This is a genomic window from Hymenobacter polaris, from assembly GCF_012927305.1.
Classification (GTDB): domain Bacteria; phylum Bacteroidota; class Bacteroidia; order Cytophagales; family Hymenobacteraceae; genus Hymenobacter; species Hymenobacter polaris.
Genome location: NZ_JABBGH010000002.1, coordinates 955563 through 976823 on the forward strand (window position 1 = coordinate 955563; position 21261 = coordinate 976823).

The window sequence follows — 21261 nt, forward strand, 5'->3', positions numbered from 1 at the left end:
GTTTAAAAAAGGCGGTCATGCTGAGCTTGCCGAAGCATCTCTCCCGCGCCGCCAGAATGACCCCAAGCAGTGCGGGAGAGATACTTCGGCAAGCTCAGCATGACCGCCTTCTCTGAGCATAATGCCCATTAATTACTTCGCCGCCAGAATCTGCTTCAGCTCTTGCGGCGACACCGTGAGCAGGCCCACCTTGGGCAGGCGCTCGGTGAGGGTGCGCCAGTTGGCATCCTGGCGAAAAATGGGGCCTAGGAGCTTGAGGGCGGCCGGCACCTGCTGCTTGTTGGCCAGCGTGATGGCGTGCCAGTACTGCATCTCTAGGTTCTGCGGAAACATCCGCTCGGCGGCCTGGTACTCGGCAATGGCCTGGGGCATATTATTTTTCTCTACCGCGAGGTCGCCGGCGTTCATGTGCTCGTAGGCGCGGTGCAGCTGCAGCAGGCGGCGCAGCTCCGTCAGGGGCGCGGCGCTGTCGTCCACGCGCAAGTCCACCAGGCGGTCTGCCCAGGGCCCCTCGGTGGCCTGGCCGCGCACCACCAGCAGGGCAGCCGACTGTCGGCCCCGGATGTCGCCCCCGGCGGCCTGGGCCGCGTCGAGGGCAGCCAGTACGCGCTCGGCCAGGGGCAGGGCGGCGCCGGCTTCGTAGGCCTTGGCCATGGCGGCGGGCACGGTGGCCGTGAGCATCATATTGGCCTGCACCGAGAACTGCGGGCCCTGCTGCTGGCCGGCCATGTCGATGCACTTCCGGCCGGTGTGGGTAGCTACGCGGCCCTGCGCGTCCACGATGGCCACCTGGCGCACGTCGCGGCCCTCGTCGGCGGCCAGCAGCTCGTCGAGCGCCTGCTGGGCGGTTTTGCCGCTTTTGAGCAGCGACAACCCCCTAGGGCCGAACGACTTGTTGGTGAACGACTGGGTAGCCACCACGCCCACCCCGGCCTCGCCCCAGCTCACCGAGGTGCCCACCGAAAACCAATGGCTCTGCACGGCCACGGCCATCTCGCCGGTTTTAGGGTCGCGGGCCACGATGCTGAAGGTGTGGGCCAGCGGGTCGGTGGCCGAGTAAACCGATTGGGCCCGCGCGGCCACCGGGCCGAATAGCAACGAAGCCCCGCAGAGCAGTAGTTTTTTCAGCATAAGGAAACAAGGAAAAAACGAATGTACTTCCAGGATAACAGTGCTTAAGCCGTGCGGTAGAAAACAGCCTAACTACCCGGCCCCTGGCGATGGCCACTACGCGCAACAGCCCCCCGGCACTGCTGCCGGAGGGCTGTTGTGTGAAGGCACCGCACTAGGTAGGCCTTGGTCCTAGTTCACCGTCAGGCGCTGGCTATAGGCCTGAGTGCCGGTTTGCAGGCGCACGGTATACATGCCCTTGGCTACGCCGGGCAGGCCTAGGGTGCGTACGGCGTCGGGCTGGGCGGCCAGCGTCTGGCGCAGCACCAACTGCCCCAAGTTGTTGAACAGCGCCACCTCCACGGCTTGCGCGCCCAGGCTGGGCGGCAAACTCAGCGACACGCTGCCATCCTGCGCGGGGTTGGGGTAGAGGAACACGCCCGCGCTGGCGGCGCTGGCAGCCTGGGTGCCCAGGGCCGTGCTCTGCACGTAGTTGCGCAGCCACACCAGGGCCGGGCGCTCGGTGCCGTCGGCGTTGATGATGTTGTCGCCCTGGGCCGTGCGCCAGTGGCCTACGCGGGCGCCCCACAGCGTCACGCCCTTCACGTTGGGGTTTTCCCAAAACAGCGGAAACACGCGCTGGTATTCGGCCAGCTGCACGGCATCGTTGCTCACGCCGTTGGCGTCGAGCGCGTCCGAGTCGTACTCCGTCACGTAGAGCGGCACGCCCGTGGCGGCCAGCGTGGCCAGGTTAGCATTGATGGTGGCGGCCGGGGTGCCGCCCGTCGAGAAGGCGTGGCCCTGAATACCGATGCCGTCAATTAGCCCTCTAGATTTCAAGAGGTTCACGATGGTCACGAAGGTGGCCGTGCGGGCCGACGAGTTCACTAGGCTATACTCGTTGAGCACCAGCTTGGAGGCCGGGAAATACTGCCGCGCCAGCTGGTAGCTGGTAATAATCCAGTCGTAGCCGGTGGCGCCGGTGCCCCCTAGGGCATTAATATAGCCGCCGCCGTCGGCCACGGCGGTGCCAGCCGGCGTGCCCGGCACCCCAATGGTAGTGAAGCCAGTGGGCGGCGTGTTGATGGGCTCGTTCACTACGTCGATGTAGTCGAGGCGCTTGCCGGCGAAATGGGTGGCCACGGCCGCGTACCACTTCTTAATCTCGCGCAGCTGAGTAGTGTCGGCCAGGCCCTTTATCCAGGTTGGCTGCTGGGCACCCCAAATCATGTTGTGCATCCGGAAAGGCCCGTTCACGGTCACAGCCATGTTGTAAGCCGCATCGAGGTCGGTCCAGTTGAAGGTGCCGCGGGTGCCCTCCACGCTGCCCCACTTGCCCGAGTTGCCGGGCGTCACCGAGTTCCAGTACTTGGCGAAGTTGGGCACCTCGTTGTCGGTGTATACGCAGCCCAGGTACTTGGGCTTGCCGGTGGCCAGCGGCGGCCCCGGCGGCACAAACTGCACGGGTGCTGTGGTACTGCCCTGGGTGCCCGCGTCGAGGTTGGCTACCGTGAAGTACAGCCCCGTTTGCCCAAATACAAACTTGTCGAAGTCCAGCCCGTCCTCGCGCGCCCCAATCTGGAAGGTCTGCGTCAGGGCGCCGGCCGCCACCGTAAAGGTGTTGCCGGCCGTGCCGTAGGTCAGAAACTTCGACATGTCTATCCACTTCCACACGCCCGTGGCGGCCCCGCCACCGCCGTCTACCAGCACGTTGCCGCTGCCCGTGGCGTAGCCCGCGTTGTAGAAGCCGTTGGCCGTGGTCCAGTCGGTGGTGGTAGTGGGGCCCTTGGCGCCCAGGCTGTTGCCGTAGAAAAAGCTGTCGTCGTTGGCGCCGCCCGAGCCTACCCGCACCTTGGCATACAGGTCGTAGGTGCCGGGCCCCGGAAACGTGACGGTAAAGGAAAGCACCCGCGCGGCCGTGGCCGGGGCCGCGCCGCCCACGCCGCCGCCCGGCGAGGTAGGCGAAGTGTAGCCCGCTACGTCGGTGAGGCAGGTGATGTAGGTGACGGCCGGGGCGCCGCCGCTGGCCGCCGCCGTGCGCACGGCCCAGTCGCCGGTGGTAGCGCCCGTAACTGGCGTGGCCGGGTTGGTAGAGGTGCCGGTTTCGGCTTCCACCACTACGGGAGCGTTCTGAGCCGAAAGGGTGAAGTGGCTGCCGAGCGCGGCTACCAGCGCATAGAGTATGCGTCGAGGTTTCTTCATAACAGGAAGGGGTTGGGTGGGAAAAGGGAAGGAAAGTCGGTGCCACCGGCAAGCTTCCCATACCCTAAAACTATTGCCCTATCTTGTTAAAATAACCTCTTGAACAACAAAGAAATAACTGATAATTTACCGGAATCGTTTTCGATACAAATCCTAATCGATTGTGATAGTAATAAGAAGCTATTCTTTTATTGCTGTGATTCTACGTTTGCTTTGCTGCGGCCGTCGCGACGGGCGCTTGCCCGGTGGCAAGGCCGTGCTCACATCCGCTCTTTTACCCCGCTCTTTATCAGCCACCAGTTGACGGGGTAGGCCGTGAGGAAGCCCAGCACCATGGCCAGCTGCATCATAAACCAGAACACCGGGTCGTTGGCCTTTAGCTCGTGCCCAAAAATGAGGAAGGTGGCAATGGCCATCCAGCCGTACATGCCAATCTGCCAAGAGGTTAGCGAAAGCGTATCGGCTTTGACGGCCGCTTTCAGGCCTTCCTTTACCCCTAGGTGGCGCATGGGCGCAATGGCGTAGTACTGGAAAATGATGCCAATAAGGAAGGCCACGAGGTAGTCGAGCACCCAGGCCCCGAAGATGGCGTGGCCAAATAACACCAGCGGTACATACAGCACAAAGGTTTCGACCAGCAAATCGCCCAGGCTGCAGCCGCTGCCGCAGTGCATGGCCCCTAGGGCCACGCTTTGCCAGAAGGGCTTTTTCGGGCCCATGTCCATGTCGCTATACTGCTGGCCGTCCTTAGCGCCGCCTTTTTTATCATCCATATCCATCTTACCGGCTGCCTTGGCCATCGGGCGGCCTAGCCGGTAGTAGGCCCACAGCCCCACCAGCCCCGAGTAGAGCGGAGTGAGCACCCACACGAAGTTCATCACCCCCATTGGCTGGCGGTGCCCGCGCAAAATGTCGATGGCTACGATGGCTACGCACAGCAGCGCAACCACCAGGGAGGCTATGGCGACAGTACGAAGCATAGGTGAATAGCTTATTGGTAGTGAAGGAGTTGCAAGCCTGGCTACGCAATAAAGCCGGCTTGGTACCCACCAAGCCGGCTTTTCGCCAAATGCTGTTGCTACTGGGCCAAATTCTGCACTACCTAGCTTTAGAAGGGATAGCCGATGGCTAAGTTCAGGCGGCCCGATTTGTCGTCGGGCACGCCGTAGTTGGCGCGCAGCGGAAAGGCGTAGTCGAAGCGGATGACGAAGAACTGCACGTCGATGCGCAGGCCGGCGCCGGCGCCCACGGCCAGCTGCTGCAAGAAGGTGCTGGCCTGGAACTGCCCGCCCGGCCGGTCGGGGTCGTTGTTGACCAGCCAGATGTTGCCCGCATCCACGAACACGGCGCCCTTCACGTAGGGAAACAAGTCCTGGCGGTACTCCAGGTTGCCTTCCAGGCGCAGGTCGCCCACCTGATCGTAGTAGTTGCTCACGTAGCTATTGGCCACGGGGTGGTACGAGCCGGGCCCAATCTGGCGCGGCGCAAACGCCCGGATGGAGTTGGGGCCGCCAATGCCGTACTGCCGGATATAGGGCAGCGAGCCGCCGCTGGAGTTGCCGTAGGGCAGGCCCACCCCAATCTGGAGCCGGCCCACAATGCGGTTGCCCGACGTAGCCTTGGGGCTAATGCGGTAGTACTCGCGCAGCTCCAAATCGAACTTGGCGTACTGCGCAAACGGCTGGCCGGCAATGGTGCGCCGCCCCAGGGTATCGGTGCGGGCGTTGGTGGCTTTAGTGAGGGCGTTGGCCAGGTTGCCGGCCACCTCGGCCTGGCCCTGGAAGAAAATCTGCTGGCGCCGCTTTTCCAGCACCTGCTGGTTGTAGGTGTAGTGGTACGACGAGGCCAGGATGAACTGCGAAGTGTAAGCCTGCTTGAGGAAAGGCCGGGTACGCAGCACTCGGTTAAAGGCCGTATCAGTCGAAACGGCGTTGTACGACACATCAATCAGCTTCAACTCCTGCTCGTTGGTAATCTTGGTTTTCCAGGCGTAGCCGTAGTTGGCCGAGTAGCTAGTGGTGCTGAAGTAGCCCGTGCGGTTGACGTAGCGAATGCCCGCCCCGAAGTTGGTGCGCGGCTGGAAGTTGGAATTAACCAGCCTAGGGTTCAGAAACGGCAGATTGGGCGCAATCAGGCGCGGCACAATCAGCTGCGCATCCAGCCCAAACTCAGTCGAGAGCAGGCCCGAGTTGCCCCGGCCTTCGGCCCCGGCTGGCGCCCGCGTCGATACCTCGTAGGAGGCCACGGCGTTGACGAGCAGCTGCTCGGCGCCGCGCAACGCCGAGCGGTTGCGGAACTGTCCCGTGAGGCCCGGCCCCGTAAAGCCGTTGCTTTTGCTGATGAGCTGCAGCTCGGCCCGCAGGCTTTTCTTCTTGAGCTGCGTCATCAGGATGTCTGAATCGAGCTGGGCGCGGCCGGCCGAGTCGCCCGCCGCCGAGGGCCGGAACTTGATTTCTACGAAGCGGAAGGTGCCTAGACTCATCAGGCGCGAAAGGGTCTGGTCGCGCCGGTACTGCCGAAACAAGCTATCCGGATACAGGAACACGGCCCGCGTAATGGCCTTGGCCTTAAACATCTTCTCGTCGGGGTAGTACAGGTATTTCTGGTAGCGGATAGGGTTTTCCTGAACCGTGTCGGCCAGCGAGTAGTCGGTATTCAAGCTAATGGTTTTCAGCCAGTAGGGCTGCGTGGCCTTGGGCGGCGCTCCGGCGATGACGCGGTAGTGCACAGCCACGCGCCCATCCAGGGTGCTATCGACCTGGAATAGGAGGTAGCTGGCGTTGAAGTAATAGTAGCCCTGGTCCTTGAGGGCCTTGTCGATGCGCACACGCTCGTTGGTGAGCACGTCGAGGTCGTAGGGGTCGCCCACTTTCAGCAGCGTTTCGGCCTGGGTGCCCCGGATGGCCGCGTCGATGAGCGTGTCGCGCTGCGGAAAAATAATCTCCTTGATGGTGTACTGCTGGCCGGGCCGCACGGTGTAGTTTACCTGCGCGGTTTTCTCCTGCGTCACCGTTTCGCTGCTGGCCGCGCCGTGGAAGTAGCCGCGGTTTTGCATGCGGTTCACCATCAGCTTCTGGGTGGCGGCGGGCTGGGCAGCGCTTATCAGCACCGGCGCCTCGCCAAACTTATCGGCCAGCAGGTGCCCTAGGCCCTTGGTTTTGCCTACGCCTAGGTGCCAGAAGTACAGCTTGGGCCGCTGCCCCAAAATGGAGGAATTGGGCTTGGGCCGCACCACACTTTCCAGCTCGGTTTGCAGGGCATCCTGGTTGCGCAGCTTCTCGGGCGCCTCAATCTTCACGGTGCTGCCCGTGTACAGCTTCGAGCCCTCCGGAATGTACTTCAGCCCCGAGCACGAGGCCAGCGCCCCCAGGCCCAGCAGCAGCCCTAGGGCGTAGCGCGCCCGTACCCACCGGCCTAGGGATAATCGGTTACTAAACAAGGCTATCCAAGAAAAATCCTTCATGCTTACTCACTTACTCGTGCTGCTTACTTACTGGTGGCCGGGCGGCGCGTGGTATCGGGGCGGGTGGCGGTGCGGGCGGGCAGCGCGGCCGCGGCGGCCGTCGAGTCGGCCAGCTGCTGCTCGCGGCGCTTGCGCTCGTCGTTTTCCTGCTTGGTGCGCTCGCGGCCCTCTTTCATGTCGCGCTTCAGGCCCGGCGCAATCTTCGAAAACAGGTCCTTGAAATTGTCGTAGTCGCGCTGAAACACCAGCGCCGCCCCGGTGCGCACTATCGGCCCGTCGATGTCTTCGTAGGCATTCTGGCGGAAAGCCCGCAGGCGCAGGCGCCCGTCGCGCAAGATGGTGTATTCCAAACTCACGTCGCCCGAGAAGTTGCTGGCCGAGCTGCTGCCGCTGGTAGCGGCGTTGCCGGCCGCCCCGCCCGCCAGCGGCACGTCGGTGCCCAGGCGCACGGTCAGGCGGTTGTTGAACAGCTGGCGGCGCACGGCCACGTTCAGGTCGGTGCGGCCCTGGGCCGAGCCGCTGGTGTAGTCGGCCTGGTTGGTGACGCCCAGGTCTAGCCCTAGGCCCGCCAGGTACTTGCCGGTCAGGTTCTGCAATTGGTCGGTGAGCACCTGGCTGACCGAGCCGCGCAACTGGCTGGCCAGCACGCCCTCGCCGGCCGAGGTTTCAAACGGGTTTTGCTGAATGAAGCGCCCCAGCACCAGCAGCGAAAACACCTGCTTGCTTTGCTCCGAGGTTTGGTCGGGCTGGCGCAGGCGGGCCAGCTGGGTTTCCACCTCCTGGCCCACCGCGCTGCTGCGCTGGCCCTCGGGCAAGGTGATGTCGAAGCCGATAAGGGGCTTGCTCAGCGGCCCGGTCACTTTCAGCAGCACGTTGAAGTCCATGTTGTTGCGCGCCACGTTGGTGGCGTATTGCCCGCCGGTGCCCTGGGCGGCCAGCAGCTCGGCCGGCGCCGCCTTCACCTTGTAAATGGCCGTGATGTTGAGGTCGGCGTTGTAAGGGTCGCCGGTCCAGGCTATCGACGAGCCCCGCGCAATGATGAACTCACGGGTGGCCAGGCCGTAGAGCGAGAGGCGGTACTTGCCGCGCCGCACATCGAGGCGCCCGCTCAGGCCGATGGTGCCCGCCGGGTCGATGGTGGTAGTGAGCGTGCCCGCCGCCCGAACGCGCAGGTTGTCGCCGCTCACCGGGTCCACAATGAAGGTGAAGGGCGTGTCGTCGGTAATGGTGATGCGGGCCGTGATGTCGTAGCCAATGGCCCCGGTGTTGGCCGTGTCGGCGGGCGCCCGGTGCGCCCGCAGCGAGTCAGGCAGGCTAAAGTCCACGAACTGCACAATGCCTTCGCGAGCCACCACCGAGGGGTCTACCGAGGGGTTTTCCACCGTCAGGTCCGAGCCCTTAGCCACGGTGGCGGTGGTGTTGATGTGGATAAGCGAGAGCGGCCCCGTTAGGCGCGTGTCCGAATCCACCACCAGCCGGCCGTAGTACAGCGTGTTGTTCTTACTGCGCACGCTCTTCACGGCCAAGAAGTTGTCAGTCGTCACCCGCAGGTCGAAGGCGTAGTCCGTCAGGTTCTTGGTCAGCAGGTAGCCGTTGGCCACCGCCTTGTTGCCGGCCGAGTCGAGCACCGTAAAGTCGCGGAAGGCAATGCCCCGGTCGTCGAAGGTGATGGGCTGGCTCACGAGCCGGAAGGGCGAGCCCAGCTGCGGCACCACAAAGCTGGCGTCGGGCGAGGTGGTGAGCTGGCCGCGCAGCTGCGGGGCGCTGGTGGTGCCCACCAGCGTCAGCTGCCCGCTCAAGAAGCCGGTGGCCTGGCTGATTTGGCCGGCCGAGAAGGGCTCGGCGGTTTTTACGTTCAGGCGCCGCACGTCCACCACAAAGTCGAGCGGCGTGGTGCCCACCGTGCGGTAGGCGCCGCGCACGTTCACGTCGTTGCCGCCCCCGCCGGTCAGGGTGGCGTTCACGTTGTAGCGGTCGGGCACGGGGTTGCTGGCTTGCAGGGCCAGGTCGCCGAGCACCGTCTTGCTATACAGCAAGTCCTTGATGGTGAGGTTGGCCGTGAAGGCTTGCTTCTTGGTGCCCAGGCCCCGCGCTACGGCCTCGCCGTTCAGGGTGCCCCCTAGGGTCGAGTCGGGCTGCCCGATGGCCTTGCTGATAATACCCAGGTCGAACTGCTCGAAGCGCACGGCTAGCGGCGAGGTATTCACGGCCGGGTTCTGGCTCTGCACCACCAGCGCCGAGCTGCCGTTGGTCAGGCGCAGGTTGTTGGCCACAATGGTGCCGTCGGCGTTGTAGCGCACATAGTTGCTGGGGCCCGCCGTCCAGGTGTCGTAGTTGATTATCTGGTCGTTGTTGAGGGCGAACTGGTAGCCGTCGCCGCGCCGGCCCTGGGGCACCACTTGCAGGGCGCCGGCCAGCGCCAGGCGCTCGCGGTTGCTGCTATCGCCCAGTATCGCGGCGCGCACGTTCACCTTATTATCGGCCACGGTGCCCACTAAGCTGGGCCGCCGCAGGTTTAGGCTGGTATCCTGCTTGGCATCGGCCAGGTGCAGGTCGTAGCTGAGGCGCTGGGGGTTCGAGCCTACGTCGAGGCGCAGCGAGTCGAGCCGATAGGCGTCGTAGCGGATAACCGGAATGCTGGTTTGGGCCGTGAGGCGGGCGGCGGCGCGGCTGTAGTCGCCGGCCAGCGTGAAGGGCGAAATCTGCTTGAGGCTGGGCACGAAGCGCGTTAGCAGCGAGGTATTCTTCACTTGCAGCGAGTACGTAAACTGCTGATTACCCGCTGCGTTGCGGAACGGCTCCACGCCCGGCAGCTTAAAGTAGCGGCTGATGTGGCGCTGAATTTCCGTCGCCAGGTCCCCTAGGCGCACGTTGCCATCCAGCCGCACGTCGGCCACGTCCGAGTCGAAGGTGACGGCCGTGCGCGTGGCGTTCTGCACGATGCGTCCGCTCACGGCATTTAGGGCAATTGGCTGCCCGTCCTTGATAATCACCAAGTGGTCGCCGCCAAACGTGCCGTTAATCGTGTTCAAGCTCGAGCCGGTGATACTGGCCGTAATGTCGCCCTGAATCCGCAGGTCGCCGCCCGTGTAGAAGCCCAACTTGGTCAAGTTCACGCCCCGTAAGTTCAGCGACGTTACCTGGTAAGTGGGGTTCTTGGGGTTGCGTAAATTCACCACCGCGTTCAGGTCCAGGTTTAGGTTAGGGTCGTCCTTGCTGCTGGCCGCGATGGTATAGAGGTTGCGGTCAATGTCCACCGTTGCGTTCACGCCGTGGTAGGTGTAGCCGTTGTAGCGCGCGCTCTGGATGTTGGCCGTCAGCTTGCCCACCAAGGTGCTGGGGTCGCTCAGGTTGCCGGTGGCGTTGATGCGCCCCGTGCCCGTAATCGTGCCAATGGTGGGGTCTTTCAGCAGCTTGCCCGCGTCGAAGTTTTGCACCGCGAAGGTGCCCACCAGCGGCTGCTTGCCGCCGCGGTCAGCCTCGCCCAGCCGCCCGCTAAAGGCCACGTTGCCGTAGCTCGAGCGCAGCTTCAAGTCCGTAACGAAGGCCAGCGTGGTGGGGCGTCCCTTCAGCGTGCCGCTCACCGAGAGGCTAGGGGGAATGCTGATGTTGCTGGGCACCGTGCCCTTGGGCAGGATGCTCAGCAAGTCGGCCCGCGTGGTGCTGAACTTCTGGATGTTCAAGTCCACGAACAGGCGCTGGTCTACGTTGGGCAAGCCTACGATGTGCGCCCGGCTGGCCAGGATGGTGGTGTTGCGCAGCCCCACAAAGTCGAGGTTGCGCACCAGCAGGTCGCCCAGCCTCCCCGTCACCAGCCCGCTCACCAAGATGCTCTGGTTGGGCCCCGTGGTGAAGGGCGGCGTGTCGGCCAGGCTCGGCACCAGGTACAAAATATCGCGGAAGCCCAGGCGCGTGTTGCGCAAGTCGCCGGCCAAACCCAGGTTGGGCAGGTCGTCGGCAATGCCCCCTAGGCTCTTGTACTTGATAGCCAGGCTGTTCTTGATGCGCGAGTTGGGCGTCACCAAATCCAGGCTGTCCAGCTGAATGGTGGTGTTGCTGTAGAGCGCCTTCGCTTTGGCGCGGGTTATCTCGAAGCCGCTCTGGTCCTTGCCGGCCAGGTTGTCAATCTGCACCGTAGTCAGGCTGTCGGTGTAGCGTAGGTCGTAGGTGTTCAGCACCAGGCCCGTGAAGTGCAGGTGGCTGTAGTCCAGGGCCGGATAGCGGCTTTTCAGCTTGGGGTCGTTGAAGTTGTCGAAGTTCACCGCCAGCCCGCTGATGTCGGACTGCCCTAGGGTCACGGCCCAGCTCACGGGGGTGGGGGTAGCCTTCTGCACGGCCTCGTTCACCTTGCGCACGGCCTCGGCCGGATTCACCACGCGCTGCGCTACCGGCACGTTCTCGTTCTGGGCGTAGGCGAAGGTGGTATTCTTCAGCGTCAGCTTGCCCAGGTCAATCTGCTCCTTGGCCAAGTCAATGTTCTTGGCCGTGGCGTCGAGCAGCCCAATCTGAGTGCTGATGTACTGCGCCGCCGGGTCGTTCTTATATACAAATCCCACGTCCTCCAGCGTGGCGCGGTTCAGGCCGAAAGTCAGCCCTAGGGGCTCGGTGGGCTTGTTATCGTCTAGCTCGGGCGCGGTCTTGGTTTGCACCATCCGCACGGCCGAGTGTTTGAGCGTGGCGTTGTCCACCTTATAGACGGAGTTGTTCACGTCCACCTCGTCCATGTTCACCAGCAGGTCGCCAATCTTGGCCCGTAGGTCGGAGCCCGCTACCTGGTCGTTCTGGGTGAACAGCAGGTTGCTGACGTGCAGCTTCCCGATGTCGTACTTCAGCGTCGATTGCGTGGTATCAACCGGCGCGTTGGGGTCCGTGAAGGCGTTGATAATAAAATCGTAGTTATTAACGCTGTCGGGCTCGGTGCGGGTCAGGCGCACGCGCCCGTCGTTCAGCTCTACTTCCTTCACGTTCACCTGGCTGTGCAGCAAGGCAAAAATGTCGATGCTCACCCCTAGGTGCCCCACGCTCAGCAGGGTATCGCGCTGCTGGTCGGCCAGGTACACGTCGTCGAAGTTGATGGCGTGCCGAAAGTCGGTACGAAATTTCCCCAGCCGCACCTCGGTTTTGAGCTTGCCGCGCAGGTAGCTTTCGGCCCGCCGCGCCACAAAGTCTTGGCCCGCTGGGAATTGCAAGAACACCACTACGGCTACTACCAGCAGCAGCACCAAGCCCAGCAGCCCAAGAATGAAGTATAAAATCCGGCGTAAGTAGACGTTCACAAGCAGCAGAAAAAAGGGTTCTTCTCGCTCTCCTCTTCAGCGAAAACACAGCGTATCGCTCTTTCCAACGCAAAACCCTGGGCCGGGGTTAGCCACGTCGCCGCCCAAGTCCACAATTATCGGCCCAAAATCCAATTCACCAGCAATTACCTCGCTTGGCCGCCGCGCGCCGCGCCAGTTCTGCGCTTTGCCCGACGCCTCCGCTGGCGGTAGCCACGCAACGAGCCGCGAAGCCGGCGCGGCGTGCTGCAAGCGCTGCGCGAGGCCCTAGACTGACCTTCGTAGGGCTACTCGCGTCGTTACTTTGCTCCATGCAGCCTATTTCCACCGATTACCGCCCGCTCATTCGCCAGGCCTTCGCCGAGATGGAGAAAGTAGTGGTGGGCCAGCACACCCTGGTCAGCCGCCTGCTCATTGGCGTATTCACCGGCGGCCACATCCTGCTCGAAGGCGTGCCGGGCCTAGCCAAAACGCTCACCGTGAGCACGCTGGCCCAGGTGCTGGCCCTGCACTTCCAGCGCGTGCAGTTCACCCCCGACCTGCTGCCCTCCGACCTGGTGGGCACCATGATTTACAACCAGAACCAGTCGGTATTTGAGGTCAAGAAGGGCCCCATCTTCGCCAACCTTGTGCTGGCCGACGAAATAAACCGCGCCCCCGCCAAGGTGCAGAGCGCCCTGCTCGAAGCCATGCAGGAAAGCCAGGTCACCATCGGCGAAACCACCTACCGTCTCGACCGCCCCTTCCTCGTGCTGGCCACCCAAAACCCGGTGGAGCAGGAGGGCACCTACCCGCTGGCTGAGGCGCAGGTCGACCGCTTCATGCTGAAAGTGCACGTTGACTACCTCAAGAAAGCCGACGAGCTGGAAGTGATGCGTCGCATGGCCAACCTGGGCTTTCAGGGCGACGTGCAGTCGGTGCTGACTAAGGAAGACATCTTTGGCATCCGCGACCAGATAAACCAGGTGCAGATTTCGGACACGCTGGAGAAGTACCTCATTGAGCTGGTGTTCGCCACCCGCCGCCCGGCCGATTACGACCTGCCCGAGTTTGCGCAGGCCGTGCAATTTGGGGCCAGCCCCAGGGCCAGCATCGCGCTGCACCGCGCCGCCCGCGCCGTGGCCTACCTCGACGACCGCGACTACGTGCTGCCCGAAGACATCAAAGACGTGGCCCAGGACGTGCTCAACCACCGCATTCTGCTCACCTACGAGGCCGAGGCCGACGGCGTGAAAACCCAGGATTTGATAGAGGGCATCCTGCGCAAAGTGCCGATTTCGTAGGGCGAGCAGTGAGGCTACGCTAACAGCCGCGTGAGGCATTCGTGAAAACCCCCGGGCCAGCTCCTGCGTTAAAGGCTCCACAACGGCGGCCGAAGCTGCTGTTGCTCACCCTTATCGAATGTTTTCCACGTTATGAAAAAGCTGTTTGTTCTCGCTTCGCTGCTGACGGTAGGTGCCCTTTCGGCCAACGCCCAAACCGGCACCACCACGACCACCACGCGCCAGACGACCACTACGCCGGGCACGATGAACCCCGACCAAACCGTAAATCCGTCGTCGACTACCACCACTGAGTCGACCACGACCAGCAACGACCAAACGATGGGCGTGCCCGCCAAAACCAAGAAGGGCCGCACGGTAATCGTACCGGCCGATGGCGCCAAGGTAAAAGGCAACGGCAAGAAAATCAAAGTAAAATAAGCACTAGCTTATAACTTGTGCAGAAGCCCCGGTTGCCTACGTTGCGGCCGGGGCTTTTGTATGCCCATGCGTCAGTTATTGCCAGTACCCTTGCGCCGGGCTATCCCGCCGCCGCCCGCTCCAGGATGCCCTGCATCTGTGCGGCCAGCTGCCGTCGGTCAAACTCGCGGGCAGCCAGCGCTCGGCCGCGGGCTCCGGCCTCGGCGGCGGCCCTAGGGTCGGCCAGCACGGCGCGGAGCTGCGCGGCCAGCGCCGGGGCATTGCCGGCCGGGGCGTACCAGCCGCAGCCGTGCTGCTCCACCAGTGCCTTGGTCCAGCCTTGGTTGGTGACGACCACCGGCGTGCCCACGGCCAGCGCGTCGTAGAGCTTGGCCGGCGAGTTGGCATCGAGTACCGCTAGCCCCAAGAACGATACTACCGCTACCTCAGCCAGGGCAAACCACGCGAATACGGTGTGCCGCGGCTGCCCGCCCACCAGCCGGATGCGCCCCGGCCAGCGCGCCGCCGCCGCCGCCACCAGCGGCGCGTAGTAGCCGTGGCCCAGAAAAAGGAATGTTACGTCGGGCTCGGCGGCTACCAGCGCCTCGGCCGCCGCTACCACCGTGGGCAGGTCGTTGGCCCGCCCAAAAGTGCCCGCGTACAGCACCACCCGCTGGCCCCCTAGGCCCTCGGCCTGGCGCAAAGCGGCCACGGCGGCGGGGGTGGCGCGGGCCGCCAGGTCGAGGTCGGTGCCGTTGAGCAGGGTGGTAATCTTGCCGGGCGCCACCCCCAGGCCCGCCACGTAGGCGCTCATGCCGGGCGAGAGCGGCACAATGTGCGCCGCGCTGGCGTACAGCTGCTTCTCCAGCGCAAATAGCTGCCGCCGGGCCAGCGCCGTAGGCACCGCGCCCATCGCCACCGGAAACGAAGGCCACAAATCCTGTACTTCAAACACCCACGGCACGCCCCAGTGTCGCGCCACCCGCGCCGCCGCCCAGGCCGCTGTCAGCGGCGTGCTGATGCCCCACACCACGTCGGGCCGGGTGGCCAGGCGCCGGCCCGCGCCCCAGGCCCAGCCCGCGTACTGCGCAAACGCCAGCGCCCGCCGCGCCGGCCCCATCTTATTCTCATACGGGATGGCCGCTTCACGCAGCTCCACGCCCGGCGGCACCCAGGCAAACTCGTGCGTCAACTGCTGGCTGCGCCAGGCGGGCGTCGTCAGTAGCGTTACGCGGTGGTGCTTGGCCAACTCGCCCAGCAACGTGTAGTGCCGGCTGGTAGCCGGGCAGTCGGGGCTGGTGTGGTACTGGCTGAAAACCGCGACGTGCATTTTTCCAATGAGTGAAGGAGTGAGTTGGTGAAGGAGTGAATGATTGAGCGACATTCACTCCTTCACCAACTCACTCCTTCACTCATTGCTTCTTCGGTCGGTAGTGCGACTCGTTGAGAATGCGCTGGGCGTTGGTTTCAGCCATTAGTTGGGCTAGGGTCACGGCCGAGTGCTCGGCCATGTACTTGCGCACGATTTGCAGGCCCACCCACTGGCCCACCCGGCCGGGCGCCGTACGGTCAATTTCGGGCACGTTGGGTCGCTCGCCCACGTATTTCTGAATCTCGAATGGCGTGGTCGAATACAGCAGGTTGTGCTCCAGGAAGTGCCCCCACACCTTGGCTTCGTTGAAGCGCAAGCCCTGCAGTTCCTTGCTGGTGTAGCCCAGCAGCACCGAATCGGGCGTACAAGGCAGCACTTGGCCCGCAAAGTAGAGGCGCTTGCCCTGGTCTACCATCTGGTCGAGCATGGAAGTCGAAGTCAGCTGGTGCCGGTCGTACTTGCTTGATATGGCCACCGCCAGCGTGGGCAGTACGTTGGCCGGCCGGTAGCGGCGCAGCATGTACTGCGGCAGGTCGGGCCGGTAGCTGGCCTTCGGCCCCGCAAACCAGTCGAGGCTGATAACCAGCAAACTATCGTTCACAAAAATGTCCTTGCCCAGCAGGCCGCTTACGTAAGTAGCCGCCACGCGCGGCGCCCGAAAATCCGGGAAGTAATACTTCACCCGCCCCAGCATAGCCCCCAAGTCGCGCCCTAGGGCCGCCGAGTCGGCAAAGGCTGTGGCCGTTTGCTGGCCCAGCTTCTGCAGGTCGGGGTTGGTAGCCAGCTGGGCCAGGCTGCTGGCCAGCGCGGCGGGCGAGGGCGCCTGCCCCGCCTGCAGGTAGTAGCGCGCAAAAACCGGGTGCGCCTGCATAAACTGCAAGCCATCGGCCGGGCTTTTCAGCTGAAAAAAAGGCCGCTCCAGGTGCTCCAAGTGCACCGGTAGGGGCGGGGCCTCGGCAGCGGGGTCGGGCCGGCAGCCGCCTTCCTCAGCGGCTTGGTGGCAGCCGGCCAGCAGGCCCGCCGCACCCAGCGCCAGCAGCCTAAATAGGGCAGTTACTTTCAAGGTCAAGCTATTTTTAAGTCAAAAGTACACCCCAGGCGTGGCGCAAGCACGAATTCTGGCCTAGGGTGTCGCTCACTAAAAAAGGCTGCCAGTTAGCAGCCTTTTTTACTTTTTCTCAGCGTGCGCACCCGCCCAGCGCTATTCAGTAGATTCAATAACTAACTCACGGTCTTGGGCGCGGGCCATGGCGCCGGCGGCCGAGTGCAGCTCAATCTGCTCGCCTTGCTCGTCCTCGATGCGGAAGTCGGTGAGGCCCAGCGAGCTGTCCTTCATCACCTTCACCCACTTGTAGTATTTCAGGTACCACTTCATCTGCTTGCTTACCAGGCCTTTGGTGTAGTAAGCGTGCAGGAAGGGGTGCACAAACAGCGTCAGGCCATTCTGGTTCTGGTTTACCAGCAGGTCGTCGATGCTGTTCTCAATCTCGTCGGTTACCTGGATGCTCGCCGAAATCTTGCCGGTGCCGCCGCAGGTGGGGCACACCTCGCCGGTCACAATGGTTTCAGCCGGGCGCACCCGCTGCCGGGTTATCTGCATCAGCCCAAACTTGGTGATGGGCAGGATGGTGAACTTGGCCTTGTCCTGCTTCATGACGTGGTACACCGCGTCCTCCACCTTCTTGCGGCTCTCGGCCGAGCGCATGTCGATGAAGTCGACCACGATGATGCCGCCCATGTCGCGCAGGCGCAGCTGGCGGGCTACCTCTTTAGCGGCGCCCAGGTTTATCATCAGGGCCGTGGCTTCCTGGTCGTTTTCCTGGTTGCTCTTGCTACCCGAGTTCACGTCCACTACGTGCAGCGCCTCGGTGTGCTCAATCACGAGGTAGCCGCCGCCCGGCACGCTCACCGTTTTGCCAAACAGGGTCTTAAGCTGTTTCTCAATCCCTAGATTCTCGAATACCTTGACCTTGTTATTGTAGAGCTTCACCAGCCCCACCTTGTCGGGCGCGATTTTCTGCACGTAGCCCTTCATCTCCTCGAAGCGGCCCGGCGTATCCACCACAATCGAATCGAACGACTCGTTGAGCATGTCGCGCAGCATCGAGGAAGTGCGGCCTAGCTCGCCCAGCATCTTATCGCGGGGCTGGCCCTTACGCAGGTTTTCGTAGAGGGTATTCCAGTTGTCGACCATGCTTTGCATGTCGCGGTCCAGCTCAGCTACCTCGCGGCCCTCAGCTACGGTGCGAATAATCACGCCAAAACCTTCGGGCTTGATGCTGGCAATGAGCCGCTTGAGCCGGTCGCGCTCAGCCTTGCTCACAATCTTCTTCGAAACCGAGATGCTGTTCGTAAACGGCAGCAATACCAGGTAGCGCCCAGCCATCGAAATATCGGTGCTCACGCGCGGGCCTTTGGTCGAAATCGGCTCCTTCACAATTTGCACCAGCAGCGCCTGCCCCTTCTTAAACACGCTGTCGGCCTTGCCAACTTTGTCTAGGGGTCCTTCTAAGGTAAAGTTTTCCAGGCCAGGGGTTTGCAGCTGGTGCTTCATCACCCCATTTACCCACTTCTGCAGCGAAGGGTACTGCTCGCCTAGGTCGCCATAGTGCAGAAAGGCATCCTTCTCGGAGCCAATATCCACGAAGGCGGCGTTAAGGCCGGGCATTACTTTGCGCACCGTACCCAGGAAAATATCACCTACTGCGTAGTTGGTGTCGTTGCGGTCGAAGTGGTACTCAATCAGCCGCTTATCCTGGAGCAAGGCTATCCGTTCACCCTCCGGGGTCGAATTGATAATCAGTTCATTGCTCAACGTAGTAGTTGTTAAAGTAATGGGGCAGAAGCGGAGCTAAAGGTGGGTGTAAAAGCATGGCGGATACCCTAGGCGGCTTGGCCGGCCAATACTGGCCCTGGTGGCCCGCGCAAGTTCAAGTAATTATCCGAATTTTTACACGCATCCCGCTTTCACCCGCGGCCCCATTGATAATAGTAAATAGCCCGCGCCCGGCAAGCCGCCAAGTCGTGTGCCCCGAAACCGGCAAAAGGGAAGCCGGGACCACAAATGTCCCAGCTTCCCTCTCGGGGCCTCGGCCACTGCCCCTATGGGCAGCCTGGCGCACCACGTTAGTCGTCCGCGTGGCGGAGGCTACGTGAGAGATATTGAGGAGTGGCGGGCCAATTAAAGGCTCGCCGCTCGCCACCTACCACACACTAAGTCAGAAGCTTACTTCTTCTTGTGGCGGTTTTTGCGAAGGCGCTTCTTGCGCTTATGGGTGGCGATTTTGTGACGCTTACGTTTCTTACCGCAGGGCATGTACTAAGGGGTTAAAGGTTTAAATCGTTAGGTAGTAAGCAAAGCTAGGTTTCGCTAATGGGGTGCAAAAATACGCACCCCTAGGCTTAGCGCCGCAACTTCGCCATTTCTTCTTCAATGGAAGCCGCCAGCGCCGGGTCGTTGCTGAGGCTTTTAGCCTTATCAAAAGCCGCCTCGGCCGGCGCTACCCGCCGCAGGCGAGCCAGCGACACACCCAGGTAAAACTGGCCTTCCACGCTGTTTGGGTTAATCTGCACCAGCTGCCCTAGGCGCTCGGCGGCCCGGTCGTACTGGTTGCTCTGGATGGCCAGAATGCCCAGGTTATACAAGACTTTCTGGTTGCGTGGGTCCTGCTCCAACACTTCCCGTAGCAGCGTAATCCCTTTCACAGGATTTTCGCTGCTCATGTACGCCATTCCCAGGTTGGTTTTGGCGTCGAGGTTGTTAGGGTTGTCGGCCAAGACCTTGTCGTATAAGTCGCGGGCTTCCTTGCCGAGCAGCTCGCGCCGCTCGGGCGTAGTAGCAAAGCTAAACGCCTGGTAATAAGCATCGGCGGCCCGTTGCCAGGCTTTCTCGCTGGGCTGGGCCTGGGCCACGGTAGTCAGATAGTAACCCACGCTGTCAAAGCGTTGCACGGCGGCGTAGCGCGCCGCCAGGTTCATGGCCATTGCCGGGCGCCCGGCAGCCGGGGCTGCCCGGTACTGCGCCAACTGCTCATCAAGGGCGCGGCGCTGCTCGGCGGTAGCCTGAGTGTGGGGCGCGGCGGCAGATTGGGCGCCCACCGTGGCCGTGGCCGCCGGGCGGGGGCCCGACGAGGCTTCGGCTTTCTCGCCTTCGCCGGCCTCAGCCCCGTCGCGGGTGGCCGAGCGGGCTGCACTCTGGTTTAGCTCGCTCCGGTTTTGCTTGGGCTTTACGATGCCTTTGGGCAGCGCGTAAAGCCCACCGGCCAGCGCCAAGGCGCCGCCCAGTACTAAGGCTTGGTGAAAACTGGTTTGTGAGAGCGCCATACCAAATGGGCTAGTAACAAGGAGGTGATGAAAGCCAGACTGGCGAGCCGCTGCGCGACTGCCCCGTCCGCCTTCATCACCTCACCGCTTGCTAGCGAATGCCAGCCAGCATTACGCTTTCGACTTTTTAGTAGCTTTAGCTTTCGGAGCCGCGTCGCCGTGGATTTTCTTGCTGCCTTTAATCTTGGCTACGAAGGTCTTGCTCGGCTTGAAGCTCGGGATGTAGTGCTCGTCGATGATGAGCGACGTGTTTTTCGAAATGTTGCGGGCTACTTTGCGGGCGCGCTTCTTGTTTACGAACGAGCCGAAGCCGCGCACGTAAATGTTGTTGCCCTCGGTCATCTGGTCCTTCACTACTTTGAAGAAGGCCTCGACGGTCGTCAGCACATCGGCTTTCTCGATGCCGGTTTTCTGCGAAATTTCGGAAATTACCTCAGCTTTGGTCACGTTGGTAAGGGGGGATACTAAAAGTGGAAAAAATGGGCGACTACTGTTTCCGTTTCCGGCGTAATCCCTTGCCCAATAGGACGTTCGCTTATAGAAACGGAGCGCAAAGGTACTACCTAAATTCTTATCAACAATGCAAGGCGAGAAGATTCTGTTCCCGTCAACCTGTTCTGCCTCATTATTTTGCTAAAATCTATTGCTGTTTTGCCTGCCGCTGGCCAGCCAAGCTTTCTGGCCCGGGCGCTGCTAGCTTGGTACCCCCGGCACCGCCGCGATTTGCCCTGGCGCACCACCCGTGACCCCTACGCCATTTGGCTATCGGAAGTTATTCTGCAGCAAACCCGAGTAGCGCAGGGCTTGCCCTACTACCTTGACTTCCTGGCTTCTTACCCCACCGTGCACGAGCTGGCCGCCGCGCCCGAGCAGGAAGTGCTGCGCCATTGGCAGGGCCTAGGCTACTACTCCAGGGCCCGCAACATGCACCACACCGCTCAGCAGGTGGTGCGCGAGTTCGGGGGTGAGTTTCCGGGCACCTACGCCGGGCTGCGCCAACTAAAAGGCGTGGGGCCCTACACGGCGGCAGCTATCGCCTCGTTTGCCTTCGACGAGGCGGTGGCCGTGCTCGATGGCAACGTATTTCGGGTGCTGGCGCGCATCTTCGGCCTGCACGCCGACATTGCCGCCCCTAGCTCACGCAAGGAGTTCCAGGCCCTGGCCGACCAGCACTTGCCGCCCGCCCACGCCGCCGAGTTCAACCAAGCCATTATGGAGTTTGGGGCTTTGCAATGCACCCCCGCCAAGCCCGACTGCCTGTTTTGCCCGCTGCAAAGCGAGTGCTGGGCTTTTCAGCACGGCCAAGTGGCGCTACTGCCCGTCAAGAGCAAGGCCAAGGCGGCGCGCACGCGCTACTTCCACTACCTGGTGCTTCGCCACGGCGGTCAGCTGTACTTAAAGGCGCGCCCCAGCGGCGACATCTGGCAGGGCCTCTACGACTTTGCACTAGTAGAAACCGATAGCCCCGAACTGCCCGCAACTGAGTTGCTGCGCCACGTGGCGGCCCTAGGGGGTAGCCCCGCCCCCAGCACCTACGCGGCCGAGCCCCGGCCAGCGCCAGCGCTGCGCCACGTGCTGAGCCACCAAAAATTGGAAGCCCGCTTCCATGCCGTGGAGCTGGCGGCGGCGCTGCCCGCCGTAGCCTTGCGCGACACCGGCCTGCGGACGTACTCAGATGCGGAAATTGAAACGCTGCCAAAGCCAGTGCTCATTAGCAACTACCTGGATAAGCACAGTGAAAAAACGGCCGGCGCATAGTTCGCAGGGTTTACTAGTTTTATTGGTAAAAATCTGCCAATATTATTTGCAAAATAACTGTCTGCGTTGTACTTT

Annotated in this window: 13 protein-coding genes; 3 read left to right on the forward strand and 10 right to left on the reverse strand. The window is 62.5% G+C overall.

What is annotated here, in order from left to right:
- Positions 1-132: 132 nt before the first annotated feature.
- The 5 genes from HHL22_RS14300 to HHL22_RS14320 form a co-directional block, all read right to left on the reverse strand.
- Complete coding sequence (locus HHL22_RS14300; protein WP_169532024.1) at positions 133-1131, reverse strand: DUF1028 domain-containing protein; 999 nt, start codon at positions 1129-1131, stop codon at positions 133-135.
- Positions 1132-1302: 171 nt separating this feature from the next.
- Complete coding sequence (locus tag HHL22_RS14305) at positions 1303-3312, reverse strand: endo-1,4-beta-xylanase (RefSeq protein WP_169532025.1); 2010 nt, start codon at positions 3310-3312, stop codon at positions 1303-1305.
- Positions 3313-3572: 260 nt separating this feature from the next.
- A complete protein-coding gene (locus HHL22_RS14310; protein ID WP_169532026.1) occupies positions 3573-4292 on the reverse strand; it encodes a DUF4396 domain-containing protein in 720 nt (239 codons plus the stop codon).
- A gap of 128 nt (positions 4293-4420) precedes the next feature.
- Positions 4421-6775: a translocation and assembly module lipoprotein TamL gene (tamL, locus tag HHL22_RS14315; protein WP_169532027.1), complete on the reverse strand. Its 2355-nt coding sequence runs from the start codon at positions 6773-6775 to the stop codon at positions 4421-4423.
- Between the two features lie 23 nt (positions 6776-6798).
- On the reverse strand, positions 6799-12051 hold the full coding sequence (locus HHL22_RS14320) for a translocation/assembly module TamB domain-containing protein (protein ID WP_169532028.1): 5253 nt from the start codon (positions 12049-12051) through the stop codon (positions 6799-6801).
- Between the two features lie 311 nt (positions 12052-12362).
- On the opposite strand from HHL22_RS14320, the gene HHL22_RS14325 reads away from it, so the two are divergent.
- Positions 12363-13334, forward strand: a complete 972-nt coding sequence (locus tag HHL22_RS14325; RefSeq protein WP_169532029.1) for an AAA family ATPase — start codon at positions 12363-12365, stop codon at positions 13332-13334.
- A gap of 132 nt (positions 13335-13466) precedes the next feature.
- Positions 13467-13754: a hypothetical protein gene (locus HHL22_RS14330; RefSeq protein WP_169532030.1), complete on the forward strand. Its 288-nt coding sequence runs from the start codon at positions 13467-13469 to the stop codon at positions 13752-13754.
- Positions 13755-13854: 100 nt separating this feature from the next.
- On the opposite strand, the gene HHL22_RS14335 is transcribed toward HHL22_RS14330, so the two are convergent.
- The 5 genes from HHL22_RS14335 to HHL22_RS14355 all read right to left on the reverse strand — a co-directional run bounded on the left by HHL22_RS14335 (position 13855) and on the right by HHL22_RS14355 (position 19875).
- On the reverse strand, positions 13855-15063 hold the full coding sequence (locus HHL22_RS14335) for a glycosyltransferase family 4 protein (protein WP_169532031.1): 1209 nt from the start codon (positions 15061-15063) through the stop codon (positions 13855-13857).
- A gap of 82 nt (positions 15064-15145) precedes the next feature.
- Positions 15146-16144: a gliding motility protein GldB-related protein gene (locus HHL22_RS14340; RefSeq protein ID WP_449404403.1), complete on the reverse strand. Its 999-nt coding sequence runs from the start codon at positions 16142-16144 to the stop codon at positions 15146-15148.
- A gap of 162 nt (positions 16145-16306) precedes the next feature.
- On the reverse strand, positions 16307-17920 hold the full coding sequence (locus tag HHL22_RS14345) for an Rne/Rng family ribonuclease (RefSeq protein WP_169532033.1): 1614 nt from the start codon (positions 17918-17920) through the stop codon (positions 16307-16309).
- A gap of 587 nt (positions 17921-18507) precedes the next feature.
- Complete coding sequence (locus HHL22_RS14350) at positions 18508-19428, reverse strand: tetratricopeptide repeat protein (protein ID WP_169532034.1); 921 nt, start codon at positions 19426-19428, stop codon at positions 18508-18510.
- 111 nt (positions 19429-19539) lie between these two features.
- Positions 19540-19875 (reverse strand): HU family DNA-binding protein, encoded by a 336-nt coding sequence (locus HHL22_RS14355; RefSeq protein WP_169532035.1) that lies wholly within the window; start codon positions 19873-19875, stop codon positions 19540-19542.
- Positions 19876-20079: 204 nt separating this feature from the next.
- Here HHL22_RS14355 and mutY point away from each other — a divergent pair, with 204 nt between their 5' ends.
- Positions 20080-21186: an A/G-specific adenine glycosylase gene (gene mutY / locus HHL22_RS14360; RefSeq protein ID WP_195809288.1), complete on the forward strand. Its 1107-nt coding sequence runs from the start codon at positions 20080-20082 to the stop codon at positions 21184-21186.
- The last annotated feature ends 75 nt before the right edge of the window (positions 21187-21261 follow it).

Coding starts and splice junctions, on each gene's coding strand:
- HHL22_RS14300 (WP_169532024.1), bottom strand. CDS start 1,131: ATGCTGAAAAAACTACTGCTCTGCGGGGCTTCGTTGCTATTCGGCCCG.
- HHL22_RS14305 (WP_169532025.1), bottom strand. CDS start 3,312: ATGAAGAAACCTCGACGCATACTCTATGCGCTGGTAGCCGCGCTCGGC.
- HHL22_RS14310 (WP_169532026.1), bottom strand. CDS start 4,292: ATGCTTCGTACTGTCGCCATAGCCTCCCTGGTGGTTGCGCTGCTGTGC.
- tamL (WP_169532027.1), bottom strand. CDS start 6,775: ATGAAGGATTTTTCTTGGATAGCCTTGTTTAGTAACCGATTATCCCTA.
- HHL22_RS14325 (WP_169532029.1), top strand. CDS start 12,363: ATGCAGCCTATTTCCACCGATTACCGCCCGCTCATTCGCCAGGCCTTC.
- HHL22_RS14330 (WP_169532030.1), top strand. CDS start 13,467: ATGAAAAAGCTGTTTGTTCTCGCTTCGCTGCTGACGGTAGGTGCCCTT.
- HHL22_RS14335 (WP_169532031.1), bottom strand. CDS start 15,063: ATGCACGTCGCGGTTTTCAGCCAGTACCACACCAGCCCCGACTGCCCG.
- HHL22_RS14350 (WP_169532034.1), bottom strand. CDS start 19,428: ATGGCGCTCTCACAAACCAGTTTTCACCAAGCCTTAGTACTGGGCGGC.